Source organism: Saccharopolyspora sp. NPDC049357 (genome assembly GCF_040677225.1).
In the GTDB taxonomy this organism is placed as follows: domain Bacteria; phylum Actinomycetota; class Actinomycetes; order Mycobacteriales; family Pseudonocardiaceae; genus Saccharopolyspora.
The window spans coordinates 90,868-112,024 of the sequence record NZ_JBFAQJ010000014.1 but is presented as its reverse complement, the minus strand read 5'-3'; the positions used below and the strand labels follow the sequence as shown (position 1 = coordinate 112,024).

Sequence of the window (21,157 nt, the reverse complement as noted above, 5' to 3'; positions counted from 1 at the left end):
CTTCGGCGGAGTCGGTCGGCCTCGTTCGGATCATCGCTCGGGAAACCTCCCTGAGGCGGCCGAAGATCCCCTACACTTCGCCGCGACATGCCGTGCCGTTGCTGGGAGGGCCACGTGGCTACCTGGGAAGACCTGAGCAAGTTCATCCGCACGGAGTACCAGCCGGCTCCGGAGGAGGATGACGACGAGGAGCTCGAGGAAGAGCCCGAGTTCCGGATCATCGAGTCCAGCGAGGAGGAGATCCGGATCCTCGTCGAGTACGAGGACGACCGCAGCCAGATCGTCATCGTCGCCCGCGAGCGGCTCGACGACGCCGAGGACTGGGTCCAGGTGGTCTCGGTGATCGGCCGAGCCGACCAGGTCGACCTGCACAAGCTCCTCGACGAGCTGGGGCAGACCTCGGTGGTGTGCGGTGCGGTGGTCATCGGCGAGCACGTCGTGCTCCGGCACGCCGTCCCGCTGCTCAACCTCGACATCAACGAGTTCGTCGACCCGCTGAACTTCGTCGCCGAGACGGCCGACCACCTCGAGGAGATGTTCTTCCCCGAAGACGACTACTGATCCGGTCAACCGGTGGCGCCGCGGTGATGCGGCGCCACCGGCGCGGATCAGGCCACCGGGTTCGGAATCTCCTCGTCCGCGCGCGTTTTCGGCTTGGTCGCGGCTGCGGTGGCCATCAGGACGACGCTGACGGCGGCCAGCGCGGCGCCGACCCACAGCGGTGAGGTGAAGCCGAGCCCGGCCGCGATGGTCAGGCCGCCGAGCCACGCGCCGAGCGCGTTGCCCACGTTGAACGCCGCGATGTTGATCGCCGAGGCCATCGTCGGAGCGTCGCCTCCGTAAGTCATCACCCGCGTCTGCAGCGGCGGCACGGTGCCGAACCCGAAGCCGCCCATCAGCAGGATCGCCACGACGGTGATCACCTTGAACCCGGCGAGAAGCCCGAAAGCCGCCATCACGACGGTCAGGCCGACCAGCAGCACCAGCATCGTCGCGTCGAGGTCGCGGTCGGCCATCCGCGCGCCGAACAGGTTGCCCGCGAACAGACCCACGCCGAACACCAGCATCAGCCACGGCACGGTGCCGGCCGCGAATCCGGATACCTCGGTGACCAGCGGCGCGATGTAGGTGAAGGCGCCGAACATGCCGCCGAAGGCCAGGATCGTGATCGCCACCGTCCACCACACCTGCGGGTGGCGCAGCGCGGTGAGCTCGGCCCGCAGTCGCGTCGGGGCCACGTCGGCGTCGACCTTCGCGCCCGGCACCAGCAGCTGGATGCCGATCAGCGCCAGCACGCCGATCGCGGTGATCGCCCAGAACGTCGAGCGCCACCCCAGCGCCTGCCCCAGGAACGTGCCCAGAGGGACGCCCAGGACGTTCGCGGTGGTCAGGCCGGTGAACATGATCGCCACGGCCCCTGCCCTGCGGTTCGGTGGGACCAGGGCGGCGGCGACCACCGAGCCGATGCCGAAGAACGTGCCGTGGGTGAGCGCGGCGATGATCCGTCCGCCCAGCATCAGCCCGTAGACCGGGGCGACGGCCGAGAGCAGGTTGCCCGCGATGAACAGGAACATCAGCGAGACCAGGACCTTCTTGCGCGGGAGCCTGGTGACGGCCGCGGTCAGGAAGATCGCCCCGACCGCCACGGCCAGCGCGTACCCGGAGATCAGGTAGCCGGCGACCGGGATGCTGACGTCGAAGTCGCCTGCCACCTCCGGGAGCAGGCCCATGATGACGAACTCGGTCAGGCCGATGCCGAACCCGCCGAGTGCGAGGGCCACGAGTGCAACGGGCATCCCCGTACGCTCCTTAAGTGCGTTTGTGGGTAGATAGCGCGCGCAGGTAGTTGCACGCGCGTCATAAATAGTTGCAGGCGCGCTATATCGGCGCAAACCGCTACAGTGGGGAAGAGGCGGACGTCACCGGCAGGGGAGGTGTGCAGTGGGGATCGCCGACGACGCGGTGGAGATCCGGGCGCGCGGCTGGCGCACGCTCGCAGCCCTGCACGGCAGGATCGAGACCGCGCTGGAGAAGGCGCTGCAGGCCGACCACGGCCTGTCGGTGGTCGAGTACACCGTGCTCGACGCGCTGAGCAGGCAGGACGGCTGGCACATGCGGATGCAGCAGCTCGGCCGCGCCACCGCTCTCAGCGGCAGCGCCACGACGCGCCTGGTCAGCAGGCTCGAAGACCGGATGCTGCTGACCCGGGTGCTGTGCCGCGACGACCGGCGCGGCATCTACACCGAGCTCACCGACGACGGTCGCGCGCTGCTGGAGAAGGCCAGGCCCACCCACGACGAGACGCTGGAGAAGGCGCTCGCGGAGGCCGAGCAGGTCCCCGAGCTCGCTCCGCTGGTCGAGGCGCTGCACCGGCTACCTCATCTCGGCGAGTAGATGCCCGCGACGGCAGCGACCATCCCGGCCCCGGGCCGCCGCAACGAGGACCACTTCGCGATCGGTCCCGACTGGGCGTTCGTGCTCGACGGCGCCACCGCTCCGGCGGGCGTCGACAGCGGCTGCGCGCACGACGTCGTCTGGCTCGTCCGGCGTCTCGGCGGGGCGCTCGCCGAACTGCTCACGATCAGCGATGATCCGCTCGCCGACGTCCTGGCCGAGGCGATCGACCGCGTCCGCCGAGCCCACGCCGACACCTGCGACCTCAACAACCCCAACAGCCCGTCCTCGACGGTGACGCTGCTGCGACTCCGCGACCAGGCGGAGCACCTGGTCCTGGCCGACAGCCCGCTGGTCCTCGACGTCGACGGCGAAGTCCGCCCGATCGTCGACGGGCGCATCGACCGCCTCCCCAGCTACACCCGCGAAGCGGTGGCCGAACTCCGCAACTCCCCGGACGGGTTCTGGGTCGCCTCAACGGTTCCCGAAGCCGCCCACCACGCCGTCACCGGCACGACACCCCCGTTCCGCAGGGCGGCCCTCCTCACCGACGGCGCCTCCCGCCACGTCGACCACTTCGCCCTCACCGACTGGCCCGGCCTCCTAGACCTCCTCGACGCCGAAGGCCCCTCGACCCTGCTCACCCAGGTCCGCCAAGCCGAAGCCACCAACTCCCCACCCCCGAGAGCAAAACCCCACGACGACGCCACAACGGTCCACTGGACGCCCTGACCCACCCGTTGACCGGATTTCAGTGGAAATCGGGGTTCCGAGTTCCACTGAAATCGAGTTCCTGATTTCCACTGAAATCGAGTTCCTGATTTCCACTGAAATCCGGTCACCACCGGCGGGACCGAGAGGGTCGGTGGGAGGTGGGGTCAGAGGAGACCGGCGAGGGTGATGGCGTCGTGAGGGGCGTGGGCTTTGATGTCGTTGTCGAAATAGGCGTAGACGTCGCGAGTTTCGGCCACCGGGGCCGGGGCGGCGATGGTGTGGTCGGTGGTGGGTGAGTCGCCCCGGCGCCAGGCGTCGATCAACCGCGCCCAACGGGCGAGGTCGTCGTCGCCGTAGCCGCTGGCGTAGAGCTCTTCGGCGCCGTGGAAGCGCAGGTAGATGAAGTCGCTGGTGACGTCTTCCAGATGCGGCCAGCTCCCGGCCGCATCGGCCACGACCAGGGCGATGTCGTGCTCCCGAAGCAGTTCGACGGCCTCGGCGGTGGCGAAGCTGGAGTGCCGGACCTCCAGGGCGTGCCGCATCGGCCGGTCCGCGTCGGTCTCGGTGAGCGCCCGGCCTTCCAACCGCTCGTCGTGCCGCGCGGCGAGGTCGGCCGCCTGCGCGGTGCTGCGCGGCAGCAGCGAGAAGAACTCCACCAACCGCTCCGGCTCGAACTTCAGCGACGGGGGTAGCTGCCACAGCATCGGACCGAGCTTGCCGCCCAGTGCCAGCACACCCGAGGCCAGGAAGTTCGCCAACGCCGTCTCGACACCGCGCAGCCGCTTCATGTGCGTGATGTACCGGCTGCCCTTCACCGAGAACACGAAGTCATCGGGAGTCTGAGCGGCCCACCGCTGGTAGCTCTCGGGTCGCTGCAACGAGTAGAACGACCCGTTGAGCTCCACGCTGCTCATCCGCTCGGCCAGGAACCCCAACTCGTCGACGCGCCGCAACCCCTCCGGGTAGAACGGCCCCCGCCAAGGCCCGTACACCCACCCCGAAGTTCCGACCCGGACCCGACCCACCACAACTCCACGCTAACCCGCTTCCGGATCCAAAGCCGTATTTCCGCAGCTCGCAAGGGTCATGTGAGCAGGCCGCCCCCAGGGCGGCCGCCAAGCCCGTCAATTTCGGCGAGCAGGACATCACGCTGGATCAACCTGCGGTCTGCCCGTAGCCGGTCCTGCACCCGCGCTGACGCCGAAGGGCACCTCCGGCGGGGGCCGGAGGTGCCCTTCGGGTGGTGGTCAGCCCGCTCGGTTGGCTGAGGCTTCGAGGGCCCTTCGGACGAGGACCTTGGCCAGGTGGCGGCGGTAGTCCGCGCTGGCAGTGGGCTGGTCCGGGGGAGAGGTGTTCTCGGCTGCGCGTTCCGCTGCTTCGGCGGGGTTGGCGCCCGAGGCCAGTGCTTCCTCGACGCCTGCCGCTCGCATCGGGGTGGGTCCCATGTTGACCAGGGCGACGCGGTTGCCCGCGACGGCCACGCCGACGACCGCCCAGTCGATGGCGCGCTTGGTGAACTTCTGGAAGTCCCAGCCCTGCGCGGAGTTCTTCTCGACCCGGATCTCCACCAGCAGCTCGTCCTCGCCGAGCGAGGTCTCGAAGAAGTCGGTGAAGAAGTCCGTGATCGCGATCTCGCGGGTGCCCGACGGGCCCTGGGCGACCAGGACCGCGTCCAGCGCCAGCGCGACCGCGGGCAGGTCCGAGGCCGGGTCGCCGTGGACCAGCGAACCGCCGATGGTGCCGCGGTGGCGGACCTGCGGGTCGCCGATGGTGCCCGCGGCGTGGGCCAGCAGCGGGGCCTCTCGCTTGAGCAGGTCCGAGTGCTCGATGTCGTGGTGCCTGGTCAGGGCACCGATGCGGATCTGCGAACCCTCGTCGCGGATGTAGGACAGGTCGCGCAGGCCGCCGACGTCGATGACGACCTCCGGCACCGCCAGCCGCAGCTTCATCAGCGGCAGCAGCGAATGCCCGCCGGCGAGCAGCTTCGCGTCGTCGCCGTGCTCGGCGAGCAGGTTCAGCGCCTCGTCGACCGTGGTGGCGCGCTTGTAGGTGAAGGCGGCAGGAATCATTCCGCGGCCCCCTGCTTCTCCTTGGCCGCGTCGAGCACGGCTTGAACGATGTTGTGGTAACCGGTGCAGCGGCAGAGGTTGCCCTCCAGACCGGACCGGACCTCGGCCTCGGTCGGGTTCGGGTTCTCCTCGACCAGCGACACCGAGGCCATCACCATGCCCGGCGTGCAGTAACCGCACTGCAGGCCGTGGTTGGACTGGAACGCGCGCTGCATCGGGTGCAGCTGCTCGCCGTCCGACAGGCCCTCGATGGTGGTGACCTCACTGCCCTCGGCCTGCGCGGCGAGCACGGTGCAGGACTTCACCGACTCGCCGTCGAGCAGCACCGTGCACGCGCCGCAGGACGTGGTGTCGCAGCCGACGTTGGTGCCGGTCAGCTCGCAGTCGTCGCGCAGGTACTGGACGAGCAGGGTGCGGTCCTCGACCTCGTGGCTCCGCTGCTCGCCGTTGACGTTGATCGAAACTTGCACGAAGGAACTCCTCAACGCTTCTCAGGTGCACTACCTGAACAAGATCAGCGGGTTTTCTATGCCTGGTTGATGGACTGCCACACCCGTTCGGGCGTGGTCGGCATGTCGATGTGCCGAACACCCAGGTGGGACAGGGCGTCCACCACCGCGTTCTGCACCGCCGGGGTGGCGCCGATCGTCCCGGCCTCGCCGATCCCCTTGGCGCCCAGCGGGTTCAGCGTGGTGGGTGTTTCCATCGTCAGCAGCTCGAAGCTGGGCAGCTCGGCGGCGGTGATGATCGCGTAGTCGGCGAAGCTGGCGTTCTGCGGGTTCCCGTCGGAGTCGTAGGAGACCTCCTCCAGCAGCGCCTGCGCCGCGCCCTGCGCGATGCCGCCGTGCCGCTGGCCCTCGGTGAGGATCGGGTTGACGATCACGCCCGCGTCGTCGACCGTGATGTGCCGCAGGTAGTCGACCTTGCCGGTCTCCACGTCGACCTCGACCACCGCGAGGTGGCTGCCGAACGGGAACGTCGGCCGGTCCTCCACGAAGTGCACGTCGGCGGCCAGACCCTCCTCGGCCTTCTGCGCCAGTTCGGCCCACGACACCGTGACGTTGGGGGCGCCGCGCACCTGCCACCTGCCGTCGGTGAGCTCGATGTCGGCCTCGTCGCTCTCGATCATCTCGGCGGCCAGCTTGCGGGCCTTGTCCTTGACGTCGACGGCGGCGCGGTGGACCGCGGTGCCGCCCAGCTGGAGCGATCGCGAGCCCATCGTCCCGACGCCCTTGGGGATCAGGTCGGTGTCACCGTGCACGACCTCGATCTTGTCCAGGTCGATGCCCAGCTGCTCGGACACCAGCATCGCGAACGACGTCCAGTGGCCCTGGCCGTGCGCGGAGCTGCCGGTGAGCACCAGAGCGCTGCCGTCCGGGCGGATCTCGACGTGCCCGGTCTCGCCCTCGGTGTTGTTCGGCGCGGTGATCTCCACGTAGCTGGCCAGGCCGATGCCCAGCTGCTTGGTGGCGCCGTCCGCGCGCCTTTTGGCCTGCTCCTCGCGCAGCGAGGCGTAGTCGGCGGCATCCAGCACCGAGTCGAGGCCCTTGATGTACTCGCCGGAGTCGTAGAGCATCCCACCCGGCGTCTGGTACGGGAACTGCTCCGGCTTGACCAGGTTCGCGCGTCGCACGTCGGCCGGGTCGGCACCGATCTCGGCGGCGAACAGGTCGATCGCGCGCTCGATCGCGGCGGTGGCCTCCGGGCGTCCCGCGCCGCGGTAGGCGCCGATCGGCGTGGTGTTGGTGACCACCGTCTGCGCCCGCGACTCGACCTTGGGGATGTCGTAGACGCCGCTGGCCATCATCTGCGTGAACACCGGCAGGAACGCGCCCATCCGCGGGTAGGCGCCCACGTCCTGGACGATCTCCAGCCGGTAGGCCTGCACCGTTCCGTCGCGACGGCCGCCGATGGTGACCACGTGGCGCTGCGCGCGGCCGTGGGTCATCGCCACCAGGTTCTCGCTGCGGGTCTCCACCCACTTGACCGGCTTGCCGACCTGCTTGGACACCAGCGACAGCAGCGCGGCCTCCTGCTCGGAGCCGATCTTGGCGCCGAAACCGCCACCGACGTCGGGCGTGATCACCCGCAGCTTCTCCTGCGGCAGGCCGAGATTGGTCATCAGCTCGTCGCGGCAGGACTGAGCGTTCTGGTTGGACAGCCAGAAGGTGACCTTCTCGCCCTCCCACGCGCAGGCGGCCGACCGGCCTTCCAGCGAGGCGGCGGCGACGCGCTGGTTGAGGATCTGCTTGGTGACGACGACCTCGCAGTCGGCGAACAGCGAGTCGTCGAGTTCACCGGCGGTGCCGATGACGTTGGTGCCCGCTTCCGGGAACACCAGCTTCTCGTCGGAAAGCGCCTCGTCGAGGTCGATCACCGCGTCGAGCGGGTCGTAGTCGATCGAGACCATCTCGGCCGCGTCCTGGGCCTGGCCCAGGGTTTCGGCGACGACCGCCACGACCGGCTCGCCGACGTAGCGCACCACGCCCTTGGCCAGGTGGGGTCGGTCCATTCCGGGTGGGGTGGGGCCGGAGAGGCTGCCGCCCGAGGGGTACGGCGGGAGGTCGACGTCGTCGGCGGTGAAGACCCCGTGCACGCCGGGAGCCGCCTTGGCTTCGTCGACGTCCACTTCGGTGATGGTGGCGTTCGCCAGCGGGCTGCGGACGAAGAGGACGTGCAATGCGCCTTGCAGGGCGGGTTCACGCAGGTCGTCCACGTAGGTGCCGCCGACTGTGAGAAGGCGTGGGTCTTCGACACGTTGGACCCGGGTGCCGAGAATGCTCAAAGCTGCCTCGCAGTCAACAGGATCAGATCACAATAGTTCGGGAACTGACCGAGAGTCTTGTGCTCCGGACTGTGAGCCACAAGACTTGACGCCTGAAGAAGTCGGCGTGTCGTGGATTCTGCGTGGCGGAAGGGTCACCGAAAGATTCCACCGTTCGGGTGAACCAGCACTCTGACAACGTTGAATGTCACAGTACGGCCTGACATTGTCGAAGGTTTAGTGTTCGATCACGACATGACCTCGTTCATCCAGCAGCCGTCGGGCCCCGTCCCGGCGGATGGCGCGGACCTGGTCCAGATCCTCATCGCCGCGGGAAGTGCCGGACTGCTGGCCGCACTGCTGATCGCGCTCGGATACGGCCACCGCACCGGGAAGATCACGGTGCTCGCCCGCCTCGCCGAACGATCCGAGCACTCCTGGCTGCTGCGAGGACTTCCCGGCTGGGCCGCGCTCCCGCTGCGACTGGCGCTGACCTCGCTGCTGGTGACTTTGCTGGGCCTCTACTGGGACATCGCGCTGCGCATCACGCAGGGACGCGGATCCGGGCCGCTGTCCAACATCGCGCACTACCCGATCCTGTTCGGGATCTTCGGGCTCTGCGTCGCGGGCACGCTCGCGATGGTGCTGCCGGTCGGCGAGCACCCGGGCCGCGCCGCGCTGCGCATCACCAAGTGCTGGGAGGCGCCGACCAGCGGACTCCTGCTGGGGCTCGCCGGTTTCTTCTCGCTGCTGGGATTCCCGCTCGACGCCGTGTGGCAGCGGCTCTTCGGGCAGGACGTCACGTTGTGGGGGCCCGCGCGACTGATGGTCATCGGCGGCGTCTCGCTGTCGCTGGTCGCCATGGCGCTGCTGGAACGCGAGGGCAGGTTCGTGCGGACCGGCCGCGCCGAGACGATGCGCGCGCTGTACGTCCGACGCGGACTGCTCTGCGGGGCGCTGCTGGTCGGGTTGTCGGTCTTCCAGGCGGAGTGGGACTTCGGAGTCCCGCAGTTCCGGATGGTCTTCCAGCCGCTGCTGATCGCCGTCTCCGCCGGCTGCGCGCTGGTGGCCGCGCGGCTGTGGGTCGGGCCGGGTGGCGCGATGCTCGCGGTGGCTTTGTTCGTGCTGACCCGCGGCGGCATAACCCTGCTCGTCGGGCCGGTGCTCGGCGGACCGACCGCGGCGATCCCGATGTACGTGATCGAGGCGCTGTGCGTGGAGCTGGCCGCGACCGCGCTGACCCGGAGACCGCTGGCGCTGGGCGTGTTCTCCGGGCTCCTGATCGGAACCATCGGCTACACCAGCGAATACCTGTGGACCGCCGCGGCCTACCGGCTGCCGTGGTCGCCGGACATGCTGCCGGAGGGCGTGCTGATGTCGCTGACCGGCGGCGTCTGCGGCGGTCTGCTCGGGGCACTGCTGGTGCGGGCGTTGCGCGGTGAGCTCCCGCCCGCGCGCACGCGCAACGCCCTGTTCGGGCTGGCGGTCACCGGGATCGCGGTCGCCGTCGTCAACGGGCTGGTCGGAACCTCGCCGGACGGCGTGCGCGCCAGCGTCGCCGTCGACGAGCTCACGGATCAGGCCGTGGTGCGCATCGAGCCGACCCCGATCGCCCAGCATCCGACCTGGCTGACCATCACCGGCTGGCACGGCGGTTCGCTGCACGTCGACCGGCTCACCGAGATCGAGCCCGGCGTCTACCGCACCAACCAGCCGATGCCGGTGCACGGGCCGTGGAAGACGATCATCCGGCTGCACTCCGGCCGCGCGATCCTCGCGACGCCGGTGTACCTGCCCGCCGACGAGGCCCGGAACACGCCGGGCGTCGCGACGCCCTCGCAGTTCACCCGCGACGCTCTGCCGGAGTACCAGCTGCTGCGCCGCGAAGCGGCACCCAGCGTCCCGGACTGGCTCTGGCCCGCCGCCTCGGCGGTGGTGGTGCTCCTCTCGCTGGCCTACGTCCTGGCGCTGGGCTGGGGCGGTCAGCGCATCGGCCGGGCCATCTCGGGCCCGCCGTGCGCCGAACGAACTCGGGCCGCGTCCGGCTTGGCGACCGAATCCCCGTAGTAGCCCGTTCGGGGGAAGGGCCGGGTGATCGTCTGATGTGGTACTTGTCACATTTGGTCGTGGCGGGCAGAGTCTAGGCGGAGGTCCCACCACCTAGGCGCGAGAGGTGTTCGCGATGGCCCCGACGACGACCGAACTGGCCGAGTTCCAACGGGTGCTGGCGCAGCTGCGGACCAGCGCAGGAGCGCTGCGGCAGCGCTACGGCGACGCCGCGGTGGTGCGCCGGATCAACAACGACATCGAGCGGCTCGACATCGACGCCGCCGAGCTGTCAGCCGTGGTCCCCACCCCGCGGACCGGCGAGGACGCCCGCGACGTGGTGATCGTTCCGGACACCCCCTACGACCCGTCGCTGTGGCAGGACGCCGACGACGAGGGGCTCGGGGGCCAGTTCCGGCACTGATCCGAGCGATCGGATGCGGCGGTGACCGCCGATCCAGGTGCGGGGCTCGGCCCGCACCGCCGAGGAAGGTGATCTCGCATCTTCCTCAGGCGAAGTTGCGCCCTTTGGGGGACTACCTGGCGTGGTGCGACCTGATCCACAATGAGCGGCCTCATGCTGAGCACGTCGGACGACTCCTGACAACGAGGTCGACGAATGTCCGCACTCGCTAGCTCCACAGGCCGGGCCCGCATCGGCGCGCGCACGCTGCGCACGGACCGCTGGTGGCTTCCACCGCTGATGACCTTCCTCGGCCTGATGGCCTTCGTGGTCTACGGCCTGATCCGCACGTTCATGAACCGGTGGTACTGGGTACCGGAGCACAACTACCTGGCGCCGTTCTTCTCGCCGTGCCTGTCCGCGGCCTGCGTGCCGGGGTCCAGCCACTTCGGCCAACCGTTCCCGGACCTGGGATGGCTGATCCCGCCGCCGATCTTCGTGCTGCCGTTCGTGCTCGGGTTCCGGTTGACCTGCTACTACTACCGCAAGGCGTACTACCGGGCGTTCTGGGCGTCGCCCCCGGCCTGCGCGGTCGGCGAGCCGCACAGCCGCTACACCGGCGAGACCCGGTTCCCGCTGATCATGCAGAACGTGCACCGCTACTTCTTCTACGCGGCGATGCTGGTCGCGGCGGTGCTCACCTACGACACCGTGATCGCCTTCAAGGGCACCGACGGCGGTGTCGGAGCCGGGCTGGGCACGCTGCTGATGGTGGTCAACGTGGTGCTGCTGTGGGCCTACACGCTGTCCTGCCACTCCTGCCGGCACCTCATCGGCGGACGCCTCAACCACTTCTCCAAGCACCCGGTGCGCTACTGGCTCTGGACCAAGATCACCTGGCTCAACGGCAAGCACATGCTGCTGGCCTGGTGCTCTCTGGCCTCGGTGGCCCTGGTCGACCTGTACGTGATGTTGGTGGCCGGCGGAGTCATCAGCGATCCCAGACTGTTCAACTGAAGGACTGATTGTGGAGATCGAACGGCACGAGTACGACGTGGTCGTGATCGGCGCCGGTGGCGCGGGTCTGCGCGCGGCGATCGAGACGCGTTCGGCGGGACTGCGGACCGCCGTGGTGTGCAAGTCCCTGTTCGGCAAGGCGCACACGGTGATGGCCGAGGGCGGCATCGCCGCCTCGATGGGCAACGTCAACTCCCGCGACGACTGGCAGGTGCACTTCCGCGACACCATGCGCGGCGGGAAGTTCCTGAACAACTGGCGGATGGCCGAGCTGCACGCGCGCGAGGCGCCGCAGCGGGTGTGGGAGCTGGAGACCTACGGGGCGCTGTTCGACCGGACCCCGGACGGCCGGATCAGCCAGCGCAACTTCGGCGGCCACGAGTACCCGAGGCTCGCCCACGTCGGCGACCGGACCGGCCTGGAGCTGATCCGGACCTTGCAGCAGAAGATCGTCTCGTTGCAGCAGGAGGATTACGCGGAGTTCGGCGACTACGAGGCGCGCATCAAGGTCTTCCAGGAGTGCACGGTCACCGAGCTGCTCAAGGACTCCTCGGGTGCGGGTGGCGCAGGCGTTGTCTCCGGGGCGTTCGGCTACTGGCGGGAGTCCGGGCGGTACGTGCTCTTCGACGCGCCCGCGGTCATCCTCGCCACCGGCGGCATCGGCAAGTCGTTCAAGGTCACCTCGAACTCCTGGGAGTACACCGGTGACGGGCACGCGCTGGCCCTGCGCGCCGGGGCGTCGTTGATCAACATGGAGTTCGTGCAGTTCCACCCGACCGGCATGGTGTGGCCTCCGAGCGTGAAGGGAATCCTGGTCACCGAATCGGTGCGCGGTGACGGCGGTGTGCTGCGCAACTCCGAGGGCCGCCGGTTCATGTTCGACTACATCCCCGAGGTGTTCAAGGACAACTACGCCGACAGCGAGGCCGAGGCGGACCGCTGGTACGACGACCCCGACAACAACCGCAGACCGCCCGAACTGCTGCCGCGCGACGAGGTCGCGCGCGCCATCAACAACGAGGTCAAGGAAGGCCGTGGCTCCGAGCACGGCGGCGTCTTCCTCGACGTGGCAACGCGGTTGCCCGCCGAGACCATCACCAAGCGCCTGCCGTCGATGCACCACCAGTTCAAGGAACTGGCCGATGTGGACATCACCGCCGAGTCCATGGAGGTCGGACCGACCTGCCACTACGTGATGGGCGGGGTCGAGGTCGAGCCCGACACCGCGGCTTCCCGGGTGCCCGGCCTGTTCGCCGCGGGTGAGGTCGCCGGCGGCATGCACGGTTCGAACCGGCTGGGCGGCAACTCGTTGTCGGACCTGCTGGTCTTCGGCCGCCGCGCGGGAGCGGGCGCCGCCGGGTACGTGCGGGCGCTCTCGGCGCGGCCGTCGATCAGCGAGTCCGATGTGGACGCTGCGGCCGTGCGCGCCGCCGACCCGTTCAACCCCGCCGACGGCCGCAGCGAGAACCCCTACGCGCTGCACTCGGAGCTGCAGCAGGCGATGAACGACCTCGTCGGCATCATCCGGCGGGGCGAGGAGATGCGCGAAGCGCTGGACCGGCTGCGCGAGCTGGTGGCGCGAGCCGAACACCTGGAGGTGGAGGGCAACCGGCAGTTCAATCCCGGCTGGCACCTGGCCATCGACCTGCGCAACATGCTGCTGGTCAGCGAGTGCGTCGCCCGCGCGGCCCTGCTGCGCACCGAGAGCCGGGGCGGCCACACCCGCGACGACCACCCGGCGATGGAAGCCCGGTGGCGCCAGAAGCTGCTGGTCTGCCGGCAGTCCGGAGACGGCGTCGAGGTCACCGAGCAGCCGCAGGTCCCGATGCGGCCGGACCTGCTGGAGCTGTTCAAGCTGGAGGAACTGCGCAAGTACTACACCGAGGACGAGCTCTCGGACGTCCAGGCGAAGGAGCTGTGATGGGGTACAAGGCGCACTTCCGGGTGTGGCGCGGCGCCGCCGACGGCGAGCTGCAGGACTACACCGTCGAGGTCAACGAGGGCGAGGTCGTCCTCGACATCGTCCACCGCTTGCAGGCGACCCAGGCCCCGGACATGGCGGTCCGCTGGAACTGCAAGGCGGGCAAGTGCGGTTCGTGCTCGGCGGAGATCAACGGGCGTCCGCGGCTGCTGTGCATGACCCGGATGTCCACCTTCACCGAGGACGAGACCATCACGATCACCCCGATGCGAACGTTCCCGCTGATCAAGGACCTGGTCACGGACGTGTCCTACAACTACACCAAGGCCCGCGAGGTTCCGGCCTTCACGCCGCCCGCCGATCTCGAACCCGGTGAGTACCGGATGCAGCAGGTCGACGTGCAGCGCTCGCAGGAGTTCCGCAAGTGCATCGAGTGCTTCCTCTGCCAGGACACCTGCCACGTCATCCGCGACCACGAGGACAACAAGGAGGCGTTCTCCGGTCCCCGCTTCCTGCTGCGTGTCGCTGAACTGGAGATGCACCCGCTCGACGAGGCCCGCGACCGACCCGAGCAGGCCAGGGGAGACCACGGGCTCGGGATGTGCAACATCACCAAGTGCTGCTCCGAGGTGTGCCCGGAGAACATCCACATCACCGACAACGCCCTCATCCCGCTGAAGGAACGAGTCGCCGACACCCGCTACGACCCGATCCTCCGCTTCTTCAGGAAGAAGAAGGACTGATCTCCGGCTCCGAAGCGGCCCACCGGTGAACACCGGTGGGCCGCTTCGGTTCTGCGGGAGTCGCTGCGCGGGAGGTTCCGGCCGTGTAGGTTGAGTCGGCGAACGCCGTCCGGGTTTTCGCACGGGGCTGGGGGTTCACCCGGCGATTCCCCATTATTCACGGTACTTGTCATCGTGTTCACGTGCGGTTACGCGGAATTCACGAATACCCGCGCGGTGGCAAAGCTGTGAATTTTCGGGCGGATCACGCGAATATCTCGCTCTGCCTCCGGAGAATCGCAGTTCGCGGCGGTTTCTCCCGCCGATTCGCGTCCATTGTGGAGAGCCTTGAGCGCTATGGCGTGTTCTTGCCATGGCTGCCTTTCAACGGGCCTCGCCGGTTACGTTCCATTGCGAACGGAGTCGATTCAGATGGACATCAACCGACCAGTCGCGGGGACCGCGTCGAGGTCGGCCGGACAGCGGATGGGACCCGTACCCCGACGAGGGCCCAGAACTCCGCCGAATGGCCTCCCACCTCGCGAATCCCCGCCCTGTCGCCGGCTCGGTGACAGGGGCCGGCGGCCGGACGTCGCGAAACCCCGAGGCGGCGTCCGGCCGCCACCGGCCGATGCAGACCCCCAGAAGATTTCGGTCAACGCCGACCGCTGGAAATGACAATTCCCAACGGTTTCCAGGCATTCGGGAGATCCGTTGCGGATTTACCGAGTTCCTCGTGGTTCTGGCGCTGGCTGCCAGAGGAAGTGCGGCGGACGTGCAGCAGATTCTCGTGGCATTCGACGGATTCGTTCCGGTGGTGACGACACTGCTCTTGATCGCGGTCGCCGTCGGATTCGGATCAGGATTGCTTCGCGGCTATTCAACCGAGCCGTTCGTGATGCGGCAGCCGTTGATCGACGGCGCCCTGGCCTACTCGGTGCTGGTCGTGGGGTACCTGGTCTTCACGCCTCAGGTGCCGACCCTGGAGCCCTTCCGGCCCGACATCGGCAACGACGTCTCGGAGGCGCTGGCCGCCGCACCCGGCGACTCGCAGCCGTGGCTCCAGCTGGCCGGCAACCTCGTGCTGCTGCTGCCGCTGAGCGTGCTGGTGCCGCAACGGGTTCCGTGGTTCGACAACCTGGCCAAGATCGCGTTCGGCGGCCTGCTGTGCTCGTCCTCGATCGAGGCGATCCAGTTCGTCGCGATCAGCGGCCGCGTCTGCTCCACCGATGACATCGTCTGCAACACCGTCGGTGCCGTGCTCGGCGGCATGCTGGTGCGGCTGCCGTACTGGATCAGCCCCACGAGCCGGCCGCAGCACCGGCCCACCGGCGACAGCGATCCGACGGTCTGGCTGCTCATCGCCCGCATAGAGCACGAGCGGCAGTGCCGCCAGGCGGCGGCCCAGAGCCGCCAGAGCCTCCCGCGCAGGCGTCCGGTCCTGCCGCAGCAGCCGGTGTTCAGCAAGCGCCCGGCGCTCGCGGGCCGGGACCCCTTCCGCCAGCCGCCCAGCCTGGTCGGTCCGCCGCAGCAGCGGCGCCCGCTGCAACGCACCCGCTGACCCCGGTAGCCGGGACTTCTCCCGTCGCGCTCCCGGCCACCGGCCCAGCGGGCACGCGGGCACGCTGGCAGGAGCGATCCTGTGCAAGCGGCCCAGCCGCGAGGCGTGAAGAACCACCCTCGCAACTCGCACCGCCGCGGGTTCTGACACGTCTTCTGGCGAGTACGCCGCGACGCCGTGCATTGGCATGCATCAGGAGTGGCGCACGGAGTCCAGAAGGCGTGTCAGGTTCCGCTACCCGCACCGACCAGCGAAACGACCACGGAAACCACTAGGCGTTGAGCTTCTGGTTCCGTTCGCTCATGTACCGCCCGAGGTCGCGAACCTCCTGCTCCAGCTGCGGGATGAGCTTGATCAGCTGCCGCCGCATGAACAGCTCCACCAGCGCCGAACCCGGCAGGTTGCGCAGCCAGTGCATGAGCATGACGCCGCGCGGGACGTAGACGCGGCGCTTGCGGCGCTCGATGGCGTTGGCGAAGGCTCGCGCGCACGCGTCCGGGGTGGTGATCGCGCGCATCGGCCACGGCAGGCGCTTGCGCATCTCGGTGAAGGTCTTGAGGTCGCCTGCGACTTCGCGCACCAGGTCGGTGTCGATCCACGACGGGTGCGCCGAGCCCACCGACACGCCCAGGTGCAGCACCTCCATGCGCAGCGCCGACGCGAACGCCTCGGACGCGGCCTTGCTCGCGGTGTAGGCGGCCATGCCGCCGATCGGGGCGAACGCCGACAGGGAGGACACCACCAGCAGGTAGCCCTTGCTCGCGGCCAGCTCCGGCATCACCGCGCGGGCGGTGTGGAACACGCCGTTGACGTTGACGTCCATGGTCTTGAGGAAGCCGCGCGGGTCGCTCTCCCGGACGCTGCCCAGCGGGGCGATGCCCGCGTTGGCGATGGCGGCGTCGATGCGGCCGAACTTCGCGGTCGCGGCGTTGACGGCGGCCTGCAGCGAGTCGGGGTCCGTGACGTCCGCCTCGGCCCAGAAGTGGCCCTCGCCGAGCTCGGCGGTGACCTTGGCCAGTTCCTCGGGCTCCAGGCCGACCAGGGCGAGCTTGGCGCCGCGTTTGGCGAGCTCGCGCGCGGTCTCGGCGCCGATACCCCTGGCGCCTCCCGTGATCAGGACGACCTTGCCGGACACGTTCGGCATCTGCTCTCCCTCGAGTCAGCCCGCTTATCTACTCCGCAGTAGCTTACTTGCAGTAGCTTACTTCCGGTAGGTTGTGGCGGGAAGAACGAAGAAAAAGGCACCCGCGACGGATCGCGGGTGCCCTTCCTGGATCGAGGCGGAGGATCAGGCCAGCGCGTTGAGCTTCGCGGTGATCTCCTGCTGCTCGGTCACGAGCTCGGTGGCGAGCTCCTTGAGCTCTGCGTCGTTCTGGGCCGACTTGGCCAGCGTCGCGGCCTCGTTGACCAGGGCCAGCGCCTTCTGCTTCCACTGCGCGTCGAAGGCCGGGCCGCTCAGCGCGGACAGCGAGGCGTCGGCGGACTCGGTGTGCCCGGAGCCCGCGTGCTGCCCGAGTTCAGCGATCTGCTCGGTCGCCGAGCGCTGGAGCTCCGCCGCGACCTCCTTGGCCTGCGGGCTCGTCGCCTTGGTGACGCCGAGCTCCGCCAGCGCCAGCACCTGCTGGCGGTTGCTCAGCAGCTGAGCGGCCGGGCCGCTCGCGCCGTGCTCGCCGGTCGAAGCATGACCGGCCATCTTCGGCGCGTCGGCGGGCGGGGTGCCCGGGGCCGGCGGCTGGTTGCTGTCGTACTCGGCCGGTGTGCAGCCCGCGAGTGCGATACCGCCGACCAGCACAGCGCCGATGATCGTGCTCTTCCGCACGTGCTTCCCCTCCAGGATCTGGTGGACGTCGTCCCAGGGCTGCCCAGTGCGAACGCAGGCGGGCTGCCGGACCTGTTGCCACGTAGGTTATCTGTCCGCCTCGTGGGCGGTTCGCCCGACGTCGTCCTGGTCGCCGTGTGTCTGATGGATCTCACCGCGGGTGACGATCGAGGGCGCGATGAATAGGGTGGCTACGGCCCGGCCGAACTCCGGCCGGACCCCGGGACTAGTATCCGCAGTCGGCGGCATTGCGACCGGCTCCCCGGCAGGGCTCCTGCCGGGCCGCGCATGCGGTCACCGACCCAACCCGGGTCGGGGCGGATCCGTCCGGGTCCGAGAAGGCTTCAAAGGGAGTGCAGGAGGCACCGTGACGGCCGTCGCGCCACAGCCGATCGCCACGCGCCCCTATCCGGTGCGCAAAACGGTTAAGGGGTCGTTCCTGGCGCGGATGTTCCGCACCACGGACCACAAGCAGATCGGCATCCTCTACCTGGTCACCTCGATCGCGTTCTTCCTGGTCGGCGGCCTGATGGCGATGCTGATCCGCGGTGAGTTGGCCGTTCCGGGACTTCAGTTCCTGTCGCAGGAGCAGTACAACCAGCTGTTCACCATGCACGGCACGATCATGCTGCTGCTGTACGCGACCCCGATCCTGTTCGGCTTCGCGAACTACATCCTTCCGCTGCAGATCGGCTCGCCGGACGTCGCGTTCCCGCGGCTGAACGCGTTCGGTTACTGGCTCTACCTGTTCGGCGGCCTGATGGTCGTCAGCGGCTTCCTGCTGCCGGGTGGTGCGGCCGACTTCGGTTGGTTCGCCTACACCCCGCTGTCGGACGCGCTGCACTCGCCGGGACACGGCGCGGACATGTGGATCGCCGGTCTGGCCGTCTCCGGTCTGGGCACGATCCTCGGTGCGGTCAACATGCTGACCACCGTGGTCTGCCTGCGCGCACCGGGCATGACGATGTTCCGGATGCCGATCTTCACCTGGAACATCATGGTCACCAGCGTGCTGATCCTGATGGCGTTCCCGATCCTGACCGCCGCGCTGTTCGGTCTCATGGCCGACCGCCACCTGGGCGCCCACGTCTTCGACCCGGCCAACGGCGGCGTCATCCTGTGGCAGCACCTGTTCTGGTTCTTCGGCCACCCCGAGGTCTACATCGTCGCGCTGCCGTTCTTCGGCATCGTCTCGGAGATCTTCCCGGTGTTCAGCCGCAAGCCGCTGTTCGGCTACTCGGGTCTGGTCTACGCGACCCTGGGCATCGCCGCGCTGTCGGTCGTCGTGTGGGCGCACCACATGTACGCCACCGGCGCCGTGCTGCTGCCGTTCTTCGCGTTCACCACGTTCCTGATCGCGGTCCCGACCGGTGTGAAGTTCTTCAACTGGATCGGCACCATGTGGAAGGGGCAGATGACCTTCGAGACGCCGATGATCTTCAGCGTCGGCTTCCTGGTCACCTTCCTCTTCGGTGGTCTCACCGGTGTCCTGCTGGCCATGCCGCCGGTCGACTTCCACGTGTCGGACACCTACTTCGTGGTCGCGCACTTCCACTACGTGCTCTACGGCACGATCGTGTTCGCCACCTTCGCCGGCATCTACTTCTGGTTCCCGAAGATGACGGGCCGGATGATGGACGAGCGGCTCGGCAAGCTGCACTTCTGGTTGACCTTCATCGGCTTCCACGGCACGTTCCTGGTCCAGCACTGGCTGGGCAACGAGGGCATGCCGCGCCGGTACGCCGACTACCTGGAGTCCGACGGCTTCACCGCGCTGAACACGATCTCCACGATCGGCGCGTTCATCCTGGGCGCCTCGATGCTCCCGTTCCTGTACAACATCTTCAAGAGCTACCGGTACGGCGAGGTCGCCGAGGTCGACGACCCGTGGGGCTACGGCAACTCGCTGGAGTGGGCGACCTCCTGCCCGCCGCCGCGGCACAACTTCAAGGAGCTGCCGCGGATCCGCTCCGAGCGTCCGGCGTTCGAGCTGCACTACCCGCACATCTCCGAGCGGATGCGGCTCGAGGCTCACCTGTCCCTCACCGGCAAGACCTTGGCCCACAAGCACGAGGAAGGCGCTGGCGGTACCGCCACCCTGACTCAGCCGCCCAAGACCAAGGACGACTCGGACCGGGACGACACCACCGAGAAGTGACCTCGTCGATAGCCCCGAACGGCACGGTTGTGCCAGGGTAGGGCTAGCTCGACGGCGAGCCCCGGCGGGCCAAAAGCCTGCCGGGGCTCGTTGCGTTTTTTGGTGTTGTCGCGGGGAGGTTTGCTTGGCGGTGCGGGTAGCGGGACCTCAGACGTCCTCTGGGTCCGGGCGCCACTCCTGATGTATGCCAATACACGGCGTCGCGGCGTCCTCCCCAGAGAACGTCTGAGAACCCGCGGCGGTGCGGGCTGAGTCCCGCACTTGAAGCAGCGGCCAGCGCCGCCTCCTGGTACGACACCACGTCCACCTTTCTCGGTTAGAGAGGAACAACCGCAGTCGTGAGCTCTCATGCGACCACCGTGCTGATCACCGTTACCGGCAAGGACAAGCCCGGTGTCACGTCCGTGCTCTTCGCCGCCCTGACACGCCACGGCGTGGACATCGTCGACGTGGAACAGGTGGTGATCCGCGGCCGCCTCGTGCTGGGCGTGCTCGTGTCCACCGAGATCGACCCGGAGAGGCTGCAGGAGGCCGTCGAACAGGCGATGGCGACGGTCGGCATGGTCGTCGACGTCGAGATCGGCGCGGAGGACATCGACGCGGCCAAGCTCGGCTCCACGCACGCCGTCGTCGTGCTCGGGCAGCCGGTGACCGCCCGCAACTTCAGCGACGTGTCCCGGGCGCTGGCGGAGATCAACGTCAACATCGACTCCATCCGCCGCGTCGCCGACTACCCGGTGACCGGGCTCGAACTGCAGGTCACGGCCCCGAACGCGGAGGACGACGCCGAGCTCACCGAGGCGATGGCCGCGTTAGCGGCCAGCACCGGCGTCGACCTCGCCGTCGAGCGCACCGGTCTGTCCCGCCGCGCCAAGCGGCTTGTGGTCTTCGACGTCGACTCCACGCTGATCCAGGGCGAGGTCATCGAGATGCTGGCCCGACGCGCCGGCTGCGAGGACCAGGTCCGCGAGGTCACCGAGCGCGCCATGCGCGGTGACCTGGACTTCGCCGAGTCGCTGCGCCAGCGGGTCGCGGTCCTGGAGGGGCTGCCCGCCACCGTGCTCGACGAGGTGGCCGCCGAGCTGGAGCTCACCCCCGGTGCGCGGACCACGATCCGCACGCTGCGCAGGCTCGGCTTCCACACCGGAGTCGTCTCCGGCGGGTTCACGCAGATCATCGACCAGCTGGTGGACGAGCTGGGGATGGACTTCAGCGCGGCCAACGAGCTGGAGGTCGTCGACGGCAAGCTCACCGGCAAGGTCATCGGCGAGATCGTCGACCGGCCGGGCAAGGCCAAGGCGCTCCGCCAGTTCGCCGAGTCCTTCGGCGTTCCCGCCGCGCAGTGCGTGGCCGTCGGTGACGGCGCCAACGACATCGACATGCTCACCGCCGCCGGGCTCGGCGTGGCGTTCAACGCCAAGCCGGCGCTGCGCGAGGTCGCCGACACCGCGCTGTCCTACCCGTTCCTGGACACGGTCCTGTTCGTGCTGGGCGTGACGCGCGCCGAGATCGAGTCCGCCGACGCCGAGGACGGCGTCCTGCGACGGGTGCCACTCGACCAGTGATTCC

General features: G+C 68.7%; 18 protein-coding genes. 11 read left to right on the top strand and 7 right to left on the bottom strand.

Annotation, left to right across the window (positions count from 1 at the left end):
* Positions 1 to 114 precede the first annotated feature (114 nt).
* Entirely contained in the window at positions 115 to 561 is a 447-nt protein-coding gene (locus tag AB0J91_RS14770; protein WP_363868392.1) for a hypothetical protein, read from the top strand.
* A 47-nt stretch (positions 562 to 608) separates the two neighbouring features.
* Here AB0J91_RS14770 and AB0J91_RS14765 read toward each other — a convergent pair whose 3' ends face one another.
* Positions 609 to 1,796: an MFS transporter gene (locus AB0J91_RS14765; protein ID WP_363868389.1), complete on the bottom strand. Its 1,188-nt coding sequence runs from the start codon at positions 1,794 to 1,796 to the stop codon at positions 609 to 611.
* 145 nt (positions 1,797 to 1,941) lie between these two features.
* On the opposite strand from AB0J91_RS14765, the gene AB0J91_RS14760 reads away from it, so the two are divergent.
* The gene (locus AB0J91_RS14760; protein WP_363868386.1) at positions 1,942 to 2,394 is read left to right on the top strand and encodes a MarR family transcriptional regulator; all 453 of its coding nucleotides are present in this window, start codon (positions 1,942 to 1,944) and stop codon (positions 2,392 to 2,394) included.
* The gene (locus AB0J91_RS14755; protein ID WP_363868383.1) at positions 2,395 to 3,126 is read left to right on the top strand and encodes a protein phosphatase 2C domain-containing protein; all 732 of its coding nucleotides are present in this window, start codon (positions 2,395 to 2,397) and stop codon (positions 3,124 to 3,126) included.
* A 146-nt stretch (positions 3,127 to 3,272) separates the two neighbouring features.
* Here AB0J91_RS14755 and AB0J91_RS14750 read toward each other — a convergent pair whose 3' ends face one another.
* The 4 genes from AB0J91_RS14750 to AB0J91_RS14735 all read right to left on the bottom strand — a co-directional run bounded on the left by AB0J91_RS14750 (position 3,273) and on the right by AB0J91_RS14735 (position 7,962).
* Complete coding sequence (locus AB0J91_RS14750) at positions 3,273 to 4,100, bottom strand: DUF72 domain-containing protein (RefSeq protein ID WP_363868380.1); 828 nt, start codon at positions 4,098 to 4,100, stop codon at positions 3,273 to 3,275.
* Between the two features lie 255 nt (positions 4,101 to 4,355).
* Positions 4,356 to 5,177, bottom strand: a complete 822-nt coding sequence (locus AB0J91_RS14745) for a xanthine dehydrogenase family protein subunit M (RefSeq protein ID WP_363868377.1) — start codon at positions 5,175 to 5,177, stop codon at positions 4,356 to 4,358.
* Positions 5,174 to 5,647 carry a (2Fe-2S)-binding protein gene (locus tag AB0J91_RS14740; protein ID WP_363789665.1) on the bottom strand — a complete coding sequence of 158 codons (474 nt, stop codon included), beginning with the start codon at positions 5,645 to 5,647 and terminating at the stop codon, positions 5,174 to 5,176. The genes AB0J91_RS14745 and AB0J91_RS14740 overlap by 4 nt, the downstream gene beginning before the upstream one ends.
* A 56-nt stretch (positions 5,648 to 5,703) precedes the next feature.
* Positions 5,704 to 7,962: a xanthine dehydrogenase family protein molybdopterin-binding subunit gene (locus tag AB0J91_RS14735; RefSeq protein WP_363868374.1), complete on the bottom strand. Its 2,259-nt coding sequence runs from the start codon at positions 7,960 to 7,962 to the stop codon at positions 5,704 to 5,706.
* A gap of 234 nt (positions 7,963 to 8,196) precedes the next feature.
* On the opposite strand from AB0J91_RS14735, the gene AB0J91_RS14730 reads away from it, so the two are divergent.
* The 6 genes from AB0J91_RS14730 (at position 8,197) to AB0J91_RS14705 (ending at position 15,611) form a co-directional block, all read left to right on the top strand.
* Positions 8,197 to 10,008 (top strand): hypothetical protein, encoded by a 1,812-nt coding sequence (locus tag AB0J91_RS14730; RefSeq protein WP_363868370.1) that lies wholly within the window; start codon positions 8,197 to 8,199, stop codon positions 10,006 to 10,008.
* Between the two features lie 115 nt (positions 10,009 to 10,123).
* Complete coding sequence (locus AB0J91_RS14725) at positions 10,124 to 10,411, top strand: hypothetical protein (RefSeq protein WP_363868367.1); 288 nt, start codon at positions 10,124 to 10,126, stop codon at positions 10,409 to 10,411.
* A 195-nt stretch (positions 10,412 to 10,606) separates the two neighbouring features.
* Positions 10,607 to 11,407 carry a hypothetical protein gene (locus AB0J91_RS14720; RefSeq protein ID WP_363868364.1) on the top strand — a complete coding sequence of 267 codons (801 nt, stop codon included), beginning with the start codon at positions 10,607 to 10,609 and terminating at the stop codon, positions 11,405 to 11,407.
* Positions 11,408 to 11,414: 7 nt separating this feature from the next.
* Positions 11,415 to 13,328 (top strand): fumarate reductase/succinate dehydrogenase flavoprotein subunit, encoded by a 1,914-nt coding sequence (locus AB0J91_RS14715; protein ID WP_363868484.1) that lies wholly within the window; start codon positions 11,415 to 11,417, stop codon positions 13,326 to 13,328.
* Positions 13,328 to 14,071, top strand: a complete 744-nt coding sequence (locus AB0J91_RS14710; protein ID WP_363868360.1) for a succinate dehydrogenase/fumarate reductase iron-sulfur subunit — start codon at positions 13,328 to 13,330, stop codon at positions 14,069 to 14,071. The genes AB0J91_RS14715 and AB0J91_RS14710 overlap by 1 nt, the downstream gene beginning before the upstream one ends.
* Positions 14,072 to 14,948: 877 nt before the next feature.
* Positions 14,949 to 15,611: a VanZ family protein gene (locus AB0J91_RS14705; RefSeq protein ID WP_363868357.1), complete on the top strand. Its 663-nt coding sequence runs from the start codon at positions 14,949 to 14,951 to the stop codon at positions 15,609 to 15,611.
* A gap of 271 nt (positions 15,612 to 15,882) precedes the next feature.
* On the opposite strand, the gene AB0J91_RS14700 is transcribed toward AB0J91_RS14705, so the two are convergent.
* Positions 15,883 to 16,755, bottom strand: coding sequence for an SDR family oxidoreductase (locus AB0J91_RS14700; protein ID WP_363789672.1), 873 nt, complete (start codon positions 16,753 to 16,755; stop codon positions 15,883 to 15,885).
* A gap of 144 nt (positions 16,756 to 16,899) precedes the next feature.
* A complete protein-coding gene (locus AB0J91_RS14695; RefSeq protein WP_363868354.1) occupies positions 16,900 to 17,430 on the bottom strand; it encodes a DUF305 domain-containing protein in 531 nt (176 codons plus the stop codon).
* A 367-nt stretch (positions 17,431 to 17,797) separates the two neighbouring features.
* On the opposite strand from AB0J91_RS14695, the gene ctaD reads away from it, so the two are divergent.
* Both ctaD and serB read left to right on the top strand, forming a co-directional pair.
* A complete protein-coding gene (ctaD, locus tag AB0J91_RS14690; protein WP_363789674.1) occupies positions 17,798 to 19,588 on the top strand; it encodes a cytochrome c oxidase subunit I in 1,791 nt (596 codons plus the stop codon).
* A gap of 338 nt (positions 19,589 to 19,926) precedes the next feature.
* Positions 19,927 to 21,153 (top strand): phosphoserine phosphatase SerB, encoded by a 1,227-nt coding sequence (gene serB / locus AB0J91_RS14685; RefSeq protein WP_363868351.1) that lies wholly within the window; start codon positions 19,927 to 19,929, stop codon positions 21,151 to 21,153.
* Positions 21,154 to 21,157: the final 4 nt, after the last annotated feature.

Coding starts and splice junctions, on each gene's coding strand:
- AB0J91_RS14765 (WP_363868389.1), bottom strand. CDS start 1,796: ATGCCCGTTGCACTCGTGGCCCTCGCACTCGGCGGGTTCGGCATCGGC.
- AB0J91_RS14755 (WP_363868383.1), top strand. CDS start 2,395: ATGCCCGCGACGGCAGCGACCATCCCGGCCCCGGGCCGCCGCAACGAG.
- AB0J91_RS14745 (WP_363868377.1), bottom strand. CDS start 5,177: ATGATTCCTGCCGCCTTCACCTACAAGCGCGCCACCACGGTCGACGAG.
- AB0J91_RS14730 (WP_363868370.1), top strand. CDS start 8,197: ATGACCTCGTTCATCCAGCAGCCGTCGGGCCCCGTCCCGGCGGATGGC.
- AB0J91_RS14725 (WP_363868367.1), top strand. CDS start 10,124: ATGGCCCCGACGACGACCGAACTGGCCGAGTTCCAACGGGTGCTGGCG.
- AB0J91_RS14720 (WP_363868364.1), top strand. CDS start 10,607: ATGTCCGCACTCGCTAGCTCCACAGGCCGGGCCCGCATCGGCGCGCGC.
- AB0J91_RS14710 (WP_363868360.1), top strand. CDS start 13,328: ATGGGGTACAAGGCGCACTTCCGGGTGTGGCGCGGCGCCGCCGACGGC.
- AB0J91_RS14705 (WP_363868357.1), top strand. CDS start 14,949: ATGCGGCAGCCGTTGATCGACGGCGCCCTGGCCTACTCGGTGCTGGTC.
- AB0J91_RS14700 (WP_363789672.1), bottom strand. CDS start 16,755: ATGCCGAACGTGTCCGGCAAGGTCGTCCTGATCACGGGAGGCGCCAGG.